This is a genomic window from Fundidesulfovibrio butyratiphilus (assembly GCF_054657235.1).
In genome coordinates this window covers 832,178-841,838 of sequence record NZ_BAAHXA010000002.1, presented here as the reverse complement: position 1 = coordinate 841,838, position 9,661 = coordinate 832,178, and the positions used below count along the sequence as shown (strand labels likewise).

Sequence of the window (9,661 nt, the reverse complement as noted above, 5' to 3'; positions counted from 1 at the left end):
CGGAAGGGGTAGCCGGGCCAAACGCTCCAGATGTCCGCACGGTCGGCTCGCCACAAGGTTTAGCAGCCTGTTGAAAAATTCTTGCTGGCTGCGTTGCTGCGAAAAGCTCAAACCCTCAACGGATGCCAACTCCGCTTCGTGTTTGATTTTTTCTTGAGCCTTGCCAGCAAGTGTTTTGAACAGGCTGCAAGAATCGACTTTTGGGGCGGGCTGTTAACGACGTATCCAGCACTTCACCTGTAACGATTTGGGAGGTCCTTATGCGCGTTTCCATTGGTCTTGCCAAGGACGATGCCGAGAAACGCCTGGAACGAAGGGGCGTTTCCCGCCGTGAATTCATGAAGTTCTGCGCGGCCGTCGGCGCCGCTTTGGGCATGGGTCCGGGCGCGGCGGCCGAGGTCGCGGCCGCGTTGACCGCCAAGAAACGCCCGTCCGTGGTCTATCTGCACTGCGCGGAATGCACCGGCTGTTCCGAAGCCGTGCTGCGCACGGTCAATCCGTTCATCGACGAGCTCATTCTCGACACCATTTCGCTGGACTACCATGAAACCCTCATGGCCGCGGCCGGCGAAGCCGTCGAACAGGCCCTGCACACGGCCGTGAACTCGCCCGAGGGGTTCGTGTGCGTGGTCGAAGGCGGCATTCCCACCAAGGACGACGGCGTCTACGGCATGGTCGCGGGCAAGACCATGCTCTCCATCGTCAAGGACATCTGTCCCAAGGCCAAGGCGATCATCGCCATCGGCACCTGCGCCAGCTTCGGCGGCGTGCAGGCGGCCAAGCCCAATCCCACGGGCGCGGTGTCCTTGTCCAAAGCCTTGGATCGCAAGGATATCATCAACATTTCCGGCTGTCCGCCCAACCCGATCAACTTCGTGGGCGCGGTGGTGCATTATCTCACCAAGGGCGTGCCCGAACTCGACCAGTTCGGCCGGCCCAAGGTCTTCTACGGACAGACCGTGCATGACCAGTGCCCCCGCGCCAAACACTTCGACGCCGGAGAATTCGCCAAGAGCTTCGACTCGGAAGAAGCCAAGAAAGGCTGGTGCCTCTATGAGCTGGGCTGCCGCGGCCCCGAGACGTACAACAACTGCCCGAAGGCGCTCTTCAACCAGACCAACTGGCCCGTTCAGGCCGGTCATCCCTGCATCGGCTGCTCCGAGCCCGATTTCTGGGACGCCATGTCGCCTTTCTACATCGGCAGATAAGAGGTCCGTCGCGGTCCAACCCTAGCACTCCATTAGGAGGTCGATCATGGCTGACAGCAAGCCTCAAGCCAAGAAAACGCCCCAGAGCACCTTCACCGGCCCCGTCGTGGTGGATCCGGTCACCCGCATCGAGGGGCATTTGCGCATAGTCGTCGAAGTGGACAACGGGAAGGTGAAGAACGCCTGGAGCTCGTCGCAGCTCTTCCGCGGCCTCGAAATCATCCTCAAGGGCCGCGACCCCCGCGACGCCCAGCACTTCACCCAGCGCGCCTGCGGCGTGTGCACCTACGTGCACGCCCTGGCCTCCACCCGCGCCGTGGACAACGCCGTGGGCGTGAAAATTCCCGAAAACGCCATGCTCATGCGCAACCTGGTCATGGCCACGCAATACCTGCACGACCACATCGTGCATTTCTACCACCTCCACGCCCTGGACTGGGTGGACGTGACCTCCGCCCTGAAGGCCGATCCGGCCAAGGCGGCCAAGATCGCCTCCACCCTGAGCCCGCGCAAGACCACCGCCGCCGACCTCAAGGCCGTGCAGGACAAGGTCAAGGCCCTGGTGGACTCCGGGCAGTTGGGCATCTTCACCAACGCCTACTTCCTGGGCGGGCACCCGGCCTACTACCTCGATCCCGAGATCAACCTCATCGCCACGGCCCACTACCTCGAAGCCCTGCGCCTGCAGGTCAAGGCCGCCCGGGCCATGGCCATCTTCGGGGCCAAGAACCCCCACACCCAGTTCACCGTGGTGGGCGGCTGCACCAACTACGACTCCCTGCGCCCCGAACGACTGGCCGAATTCATGAACCTCTACAAAGAAACCAAGAAGTTCGTGGACGAGGTCTACATCCCGGACCTTCTCGCCGTGGCCGGCAACTACAAGGACTGGGGCCACATCGGCGGCACCACCAACTTCATGACCTTCGGCGAGTTCCCCACGGACGACTCCAAGATGGAAAGCCGCTACCTGCCCGCCGGCGTCATCATGAAGCGCAACCTGGCCAAGGTGGACAAGATCGACCAGAAGCAGATCCTCGAACACGTGAAGCACTCCTGGTATGTGGGCGACCAGGCCAGGCACCCCTATCAGGGCGTGACCGATCCCAAGTACACCACCCTGGACGACAAGGACCGCTACTCCTGGATGAAGGCCCCCCGCTACATGGGCGAGGCCATGGAGACCGGCCCCCTGGCCAAGGTGCTGGTGGCCTACGGCAAAAAGCATCCGGCCACGGTCAAAACCGTGAACATGGTGCTCAAGAACCTGGGCATTCCCAAGGAAGCCCTCTTCTCCACCCTGGGCCGCACGGCCGCGCGCGGCATCGAAACCGCCGTGGTGGCCGCCGAGATGGACAAGTGGGTCAAGAAGCTGGCCGCCAACGTGAAAAAGGGCGACACCAAGCTGGTCGAAAAGTGGGAGATGCCCGACAAGGCCCAGGGCGTGGGCTTTGTCGACGCCCCGCGCGGCGGCCTTTCCCACTGGATCGTCATCGAGGACAAGAAGATCGCCAACTTCCAACTGGTGGTGCCCTCCACCTGGAACCTGGGACCGCGCTGCGCCGCCGGCAAGCTCTCCCCCGTGGAAGAGGCCCTGATCGGCACGCCCATCGCCGACCCCAAGCGCCCGGTGGAAATCCTACGCACCGTGCACTCGTTCGACCCCTGTATCGCCTGCGGCGTGCACGTGATTCAGCCCGACTCCAACGAGGTGCTGAGCTTCAAGGTTCTCTAGCAAAACGAAACCCGCGGCCGGAAAGGCCGACAAAAACAAGCGGCCGGGGCGACAGTCCCGGCCGTTTTCGTTGGGAACGCGCACCGCGACGTTCGCTTTCGCGCCACTGCCGCCTTGCTTCGGCCCGGGCAAACGGGCATGATGCGACCAGCGAGGTGCGCATGGAAACCGGTGCGAAGAAAATCCTGGTGCTGGGCGTGGGCAACATCCTCTATACCGACGAGGGAGTGGGCGTGCGCCTGGTGGAAAAACTCCAGCGCGAATACGACTTTTCCGACAACGTCACCCTGCTCGACGGCGGCACCCTGGGCATGCGCCTGATGGACCCTCTGCTCGAATGCGACCTGGCCCTGGTGCTCGACGCGGTTCTGGGCGGCGAGGCGCCGGGCACGGTCTACCGCCTGACCGGCGACGACCTGCGCAAATCCCTGGCCTTTAAGGACTCCATGCACCAGACCGACCTGGTGGACACCCTGATCTACTGCGATCTGGTGGGCAAACGTCCGGACTGCGTGGTCGTCGGCGTCGAACCCTTCGACTACCAGACCATGGGCGTGGACATCTCTCCCGGCCTGGGCGAACGCCTGGACGCCATGGCCGCCTTCGCCCTCAAGGAAATCGAGGCCGGCGGAGGCTCCTTCACCGTCCGCCAGGCCCCGGACGCCGTTCAAGACTGAGCCGCCAAGCCCCTTTCCGGCTGTCTTTCCCGTACGCCCGAGCAACACCAACCCGAGTTAAGGATGCCCTTCATGTCTTGCGCTCGCCCTTCGGCCACGGGCCGTTTCGCCCCTGTTCGCGCTCCGCGCTTCCGGTGCGCCGCCGTCCTGGTCCTTTCCGTGCTCCTGGTCCTGGCCGGGGCGGCTCCCGCCCTGTGCGCGTCGGCCAGGCACTTTGTCCTGACCGTGTTGCACACCAACGACATCCACGCCCACGTGGCCGAATCCGACCGCATGGGCCAGACTTGCACCGAGGCCGAAAGCGCGACCGGACAGTGCCTGGGCGGGTATCCGCGCATCGCGGCCGAGGCGGCCAAAGTGCGGGCCCAGGGCGGACACGTTCTCCTGCTCGACGCCGGAGACCAGTTCCAGGGGACCATGTTCTACACCGAACTCAAGGGACGCCCCATGCGCGACTGCGTCAACGCCATGGCCTACACGGCCATGACCCTGGGCAACCACGAATTCGACGACGGACCGGGCGTTCTGGCCGAAACCTTTCTCGAAGGCCTGCACGTCCCGGTGCTGGCCGCCAACATGGACGCCTCGCGCGAGCCTCTGCTGCAAGGGCGCTTCAAGCCCTCGACCGTGGTCACCGTGGGCGGACGCAAAATCGGACTCGTGGGCCTGACCCACGAACACACCAACCGCATTTCCAGCCCCGGCCCCAACCTGGTCTTTTCCGACGCGGAAAAGGCCCTGCGCGACCAGGTCAAGGAACTGCGCGCCCATGGGGTCAAAACCGTCATCGCCATCACCCACGTGGGCTACCAACGCGACATGGAACTGGCTTCCAAGGTGGACGGCGTGGACCTTATCGTGGGCGGGCACAGCCATACCCTGCTCTCCGACACCGACTCCAACGCCGCCGGCCCCTACCCCACGGTGGTGAAATCCCCGTCGGGCAAGCCCGTTCTGGTGGTGCAGGCCAAATGCTGGGGCCAATACCTGGGCCGCCTGGACCTCACCCTGGACGACGCCGGGGCCGTGGTGGCCCACACGGGCGCTCCCCTCCTGATGGACGCCTCCAAACCGCAAGACAAGGCCCTGCTCGAGCGGGTGCGCGCCTGGCAAAAGGACATCGCCCCCATGGCCAACCGCCCCCTGGGAAGCGTCACCGAGGACGTCTCGGGCGCCTGTCGGTTCGGCGAATGCGCCCTGGGCGACCTCCTGGCCGACGCCCTGCGCATGGCCGCCAAGAATCAGGGCGTGCAGGCCGCCTTTGTCAACGGCGGCGCCCTGCGCTCGGGCCTGCGCGCCGGGCCGGTGACCCTGGGCGATCTCCTGACCGTGTATCCCTTCCAGGACACCGTGGCCACCTTCGACCTCTCCGGCGCGGATCTGCTGGCCGTGCTGGAACATTCCGTCTCCAGGGCGGACACGCCGGACGGCCAAGGCACGGGGCGTTTTCTTCAGGTCTCGGGCCTACGTTTCAGCTTCGATCCCGGCAAACCGGTGGGACACCGCCTGGCCAGCGTGGCCATCCTGGGGACCGACGGCGAATACGCGCCCGTGGACCCGGCCAAGACCTACACCCTGGCCTCCACCGGATACCTGATGAAAGGCGGAGACGGCTACACCGTGCTCAAGGACAAGGCCAAACGCGTCTACGCCTTCGGCATCCCGGTGGCGGACGCCCTGACCGACTACTTCACCACCCACTCCCCCTTCACCCCCCGACCGGAGGGACGCATCGTGCGTCTGGGCGACGCCCTGGGCAAATAGGCGACGCCGGACGGCCGGGAAAAAAGACGAACCAAACGACCCGGCTGGCCGTTGTCCGTGGCCCGTGACCCGTGGTCCCTATTGCCTGGGCCATGGCCCGCGGGAATCGCCGTGCGCGCGGCCCAAGTCGCCGCCCGGGCCGGTCAACCGGACTCGTGGGGGAATCCGCGTGCTTCGTCAGCGAAGGGAAACGGGCGCGCCCGTTTCCTCCCGGCACCCCGCGCACGGCTTGCGGGTGACGACACGGGGCGCCGCGTCCGGCGAGTCCCACACGGCCGTGATGGCCCCGCACCGGGCCGTGCCGAGCAGGCGCATGCCGGCCCGCTCCATGGCCCGGACAACGGTTTCGGCCGGCAAGCCGAAGGAATTCCCCTGTCCCGAGCTCACGAAGGCCCATCCGGCCCCCACGGCCCGGTAGAAGTTCGGAGCCAGGGCGGTGCGGCTGCCGTGATGAGGGGCCAACAGCACCCGGGCCGAGCAATCGCCCCCCGAAGCGGCCAAGGCCTCAAGCACCGACCGGCCGCTGTCGCCGGGCAGCACGGCCAGTCCGCGCCCCCGCCAGACAAGACGCAGCACCAGGGAGGCGTCGTTGGAGTTGTCCAACGGACCCGGCGGCGGGGACAACACCTCGAACCAGACATCCGGGGCCAAGTCCACCCGCTGGCCCGCGCTCCAGAGCTCCGGGGTCAGGGTCGCGCCGGCCAGGGCCCGCTGGAGCCGCCGGTCCAGCTCCCCCGTGGGACGTTCGCCGTGGCTGGCGAAAAACGTCGGGTGAAACGCTGTCAGCAAAAAGGGGATGCCCCCGGCATGGTCCGTGTCCGGGTGGCTCATGACCAGGCCGTACAGGGCGGGCGGCCTCCCCCAGGTCAGGGCCTGCCCCACCACGGCCCGGCCGGGATCGAACCCCGGAGAGGCGGACCCGGCCCCGTCCACCAGCACCCGCCTGCCTCCCGGCAGGACCAGGACCACGGCCTGGGCCTGGCCCACGTCGAGCACGGTGAGTTCCACCCGGTCGGCGCGGTCCTGCCCGGCGCGCCAGGCCCAGGGGCCGAGCAGGAGCGCCAGCCCCAGGGCGAGAAAGGCCGCCAGACGACGGCGAGAAAGGCCTCGCGCCCAGGCGAGGGTTCCGCCCAGCACGAGGAAGCCGAAGGTTTCGGGCGGCCAGGGGCGCAATACGGGATGCACGGTCAAAAGCCCCCTGGAGTCGAGAAAGGACAGATGGTCCAGCATGAGGCCGCAGACCTTGGCCGACAGGGCCAACAAGGGGTCGCCCACGGCCGGGAGCCAGGTGACGCACAACGCCCCCACGTAGGCCGGAGGCTGGGCCAGCCATTCCACCACCGGCACCCAGAGCAGGTTGAGGTACAGATGCCAGCCCGCCTCGCCGAACACTCCCGCCTGCACGGGCAGCACGCCGATCTGGGCCGCGAGCGTCACCAGGGCCCAGCCCGAGACCAGGGCCAGGGCCCTTCCGGCCAGGCCCTGCCCGGCCAACCGGCGCAGAAACGCCCCGCCCAGGGGCAGCAGCAACACCAGTCCGGCCACCGCTCCGGCCGAAAGCAGCAACCCCACCTCGAAGGCCTGAAGGGGATCGAACACCAGCATGGCGGCCAGGGCCAAAAACAGGCCCTCCAGGGCCACGCGCGAGCGTCCGACAAGGATGAGCGCGCCCCATGAGGCGAACATCAGGGAGGCGCGCACAAGCGAGGGCTCGAAGTTGGCCAACCAGAGATAGGCCAGGACCAGCGGCAGGCTGAGCGCCACGACCAGCTTGGGCCGAGGCGCAACCAGATACAGTCCGGGCCAAACCAGACCCGCCAGCCAGGCCGAGATCCAGGCCAAAGCCACCACGGCGGTCAGGTTCATGCCCGAGACGGCCAGCAGATGGGAAAGACTGGCCCGCCGCACCATGTCCAGGTCCGCGGGACTTACGGCGAAACGTTCGCCGGTGACCAGCCCCAACACCATGCCGCCGGCCGATCCCGACCCGGCCGCGCGCAGGATGTCGGCGCGCAGGGCCTGCCGCCAGACTTCCACCCGGGAAGGCGGGGCGCGCTCCTCCACCCGGGCCTCCTGCGGCCCCAGGGTGTAGGCGCGCAAAAACACTCCACGCAATCGCCAGCGCCAGCCCCAGCCCATTTCCCCGGCATTGTCGTACCCCGCCGCGACCTTGGGCCTGGCTAGCAGGGACACCGCGTCGCCCGCGTTCGGGCGCGGTCCGGGATTTTGCCAGGTCCAGACCAGCAGTCCGGGCAGGTCGGCGCGGAGGCCGTTCTTGCGGGTATAGCGCAGGCGGTCCAGCAGAATTTCCAACCGGTTGTCGGGTTTTTCCCGTACGGAAACCACCCGGGCGTCCAGCCGACCCCGTCCGCGTTCGTCCAGCCAGGGCGGCAGATCCGCAACGGCCGGCAGGCGCACCCACGCCCAGCCCAGTCCGGCCAGGGCGGCGAGCAGAAAAAAGGCCGGACGGGGAACGCTCCGTCCGGCCAGATGATTGCAAACAATGGTCAGGGCCACGCCCAGTCCCCCGGCCCAGGGAGCGGCCAGGCACCAGATGCCGCACGCGTAGGCGAAAAAGAGCGCCTGCCAGGGCAGAAGCACCGGGGGCACGGGCGTCAGCCTTGCGCGCCCCGGCCGGCGGGACGCGCTACGGCAGGGTGGGCGACGGGACATCGCCACAAGACGGGCCACGGGATGGGCCACGAGCCGGGCCCCCGGCCGGATTGAGCCGGCTTTCGACCGGTTGCTCCGGCGGACCGTGCAGATTTTGCCGACGGAAAATGCCGGGCGGGCAGTTCCAGGGAGCGCAAGCCCCGTGGCCGCCGGAGGCGTTGCCCCGCGAACGTCGCCGCGGCCCGGACCATCTCCGCCCCCGCGCCGGCCCTATTCCTTGGCCCGCTTGATGCGCGCGCCCACGGCCTGAAGCTTCTTTTCCATGCCTTCGTAGCCCCGGTCCAGGTGGTAGATGCGCGAGACTTCGGTGGTGCCCTGGGCGGCCAGACCGGCCAGGACCAGACAGGCGCTGGCCCGCAGGTCCGAGGCCATGACCGGAGCGCCGATCAGGCGGGGTACGCCGTGTACGAAGGCGCTCTGGGCGCTGACCTTGATCTTGGCCCCCAGGCGCATGAGCTCCTGCACGTGCATGAACCGGTTTTCGAAAATGGTCTCGCGCACCGTGCCCGCGCCGCTGGCCACGCACATGAGCGCCATGACCTGGGCCTGCATGTCCGTGGGAAATCCGGGATAGGGAATGGTGGTCACGTCCACGCAGCGAAGCGTTCCGTTGCGTTTCACCACCACGCCCTCGGGGGTTTCGTCGATGAGCACGCCCATCTCGCGCAGCTTGCTGAACACGGCGTCCAGGGCGTGACTGGGGCAGTCCTTGAGAAGCAGGTTTCCGCCGGTGATGGCGGCGGCCACCAGATAGGTCCCGGCCTCGATGCGGTCGGGCATGACGGAGTATTCGCAGCCCTTGAGCGAGGACACGCCCTCGATACGGATGACCGCCGTGCCGTGGCCGCTGATCTTGGCCCCGCAGGCGATGAGGAAATTGGCCAGGTCCACCACTTCGGGCTCGCGGGCGGCGTTTTCCAGCACGGTTTCGCCCTTGGCCAGGCTGGCGGCCATGATAAGGTTCTCCGTGCCGCCCACGGTCACCTGGTCGAAGACGATCTTGGCCCCGGTAAGGCCCGAGGTCCTGCCGTCGATGTAGCCCGAATCGAGATCAAAGCGCGCGCCCATGCGTTCCAGGGCGGAAAGGTGCAGGTTGACCGGCCTGGCTCCGATGGCGCATCCGCCGGGCAGGGCCACGCGGGCCTGTCCCAGGCGGGCCAGGAGCGGTCCCAGGCACAGCACCGAGGCCCGCATGGTCTTGACCAAATCGTAGGGGGCCTCGGGATTGAGGGCCGTCGCCGGCGCGGCCGTGACCGTGCCGGCCTCGAACGCGGTCTCCAGGCCCAGGATGTTCAAGAGCTTGAGGGTGGTGTGGATGTCGCGCAGATCGGGCACGTTGCGAAACGTGACCGGCGTGTCCAGAAGGGGGGCGGCCAACAAAATGGGCAGGGCCGCGTTTTTCGAACCGCTTATGCGCACCGCGCCCGAAAGGGGCAGGCCGCCCTCGATGACGAGTTTGTCCATGGATTCTCCAAGCCGAAAGGCTCAAATCGGATTCGGCCGGGCCTTCCGCCCGGTCCTTGGCCGCTCTTAGCCCGAGGCGGCCTCGATCTCAAGAGGGTGCGGCAAGACGCTTGACCTGAAAGTCCGGTTGCGGTAAACAT

6 protein-coding genes are annotated in these 9,661 nt (G+C 67.1%); 4 read left to right on the top strand and 2 right to left on the bottom strand.

Annotation, left to right across the window (positions count from 1 at the left end; genetic code table 11):
• Nucleotides 1-260: 260 nt before the first annotated feature.
• The 4 genes from ACYQ01_RS14815 (at nt 261) to ACYQ01_RS14800 (ending at nt 5,384) form a co-directional block, all read left to right on the top strand.
• Entirely contained in the window at nt 261-1,208 is a 948-nt protein-coding gene (locus ACYQ01_RS14815; RefSeq protein ID WP_459934632.1) for a hydrogenase small subunit, read from the top strand.
• A gap of 46 nt (nt 1,209-1,254) precedes the next feature.
• A complete protein-coding gene (locus ACYQ01_RS14810; RefSeq protein WP_459934631.1) occupies nt 1,255-2,943 on the top strand; it encodes a nickel-dependent hydrogenase large subunit in 1,689 nt (562 codons plus the stop codon).
• A 161-nt stretch (nt 2,944-3,104) separates the two neighbouring features.
• The gene (locus tag ACYQ01_RS14805) at nt 3,105-3,620 is read left to right on the top strand and encodes a HyaD/HybD family hydrogenase maturation endopeptidase (protein ID WP_459934630.1); all 516 of its coding nucleotides are present in this window, start codon (nt 3,105-3,107) and stop codon (nt 3,618-3,620) included.
• Between the two features lie 72 nt (nt 3,621-3,692).
• On the top strand, nt 3,693-5,384 hold the full coding sequence (locus ACYQ01_RS14800) for a bifunctional metallophosphatase/5'-nucleotidase (protein ID WP_459934629.1): 1,692 nt from the start codon (nt 3,693-3,695) through the stop codon (nt 5,382-5,384).
• A 177-nt stretch (nt 5,385-5,561) separates the two neighbouring features.
• On the opposite strand, the gene ACYQ01_RS14795 is transcribed toward ACYQ01_RS14800, so the two are convergent.
• Together ACYQ01_RS14795 and murA are read right to left on the bottom strand one after the other, a co-directional pair.
• Nucleotides 5,562-7,994, bottom strand: coding sequence for a ComEC/Rec2 family competence protein (locus ACYQ01_RS14795; protein ID WP_459934628.1), 2,433 nt, complete (start codon nt 7,992-7,994; stop codon nt 5,562-5,564).
• A 273-nt stretch (nt 7,995-8,267) separates the two neighbouring features.
• The gene (gene murA / locus ACYQ01_RS14790; RefSeq protein WP_459934627.1) at nt 8,268-9,521 is read right to left on the bottom strand and encodes a UDP-N-acetylglucosamine 1-carboxyvinyltransferase; all 1,254 of its coding nucleotides are present in this window, start codon (nt 9,519-9,521) and stop codon (nt 8,268-8,270) included.
• Nucleotides 9,522-9,661: the final 140 nt, after the last annotated feature.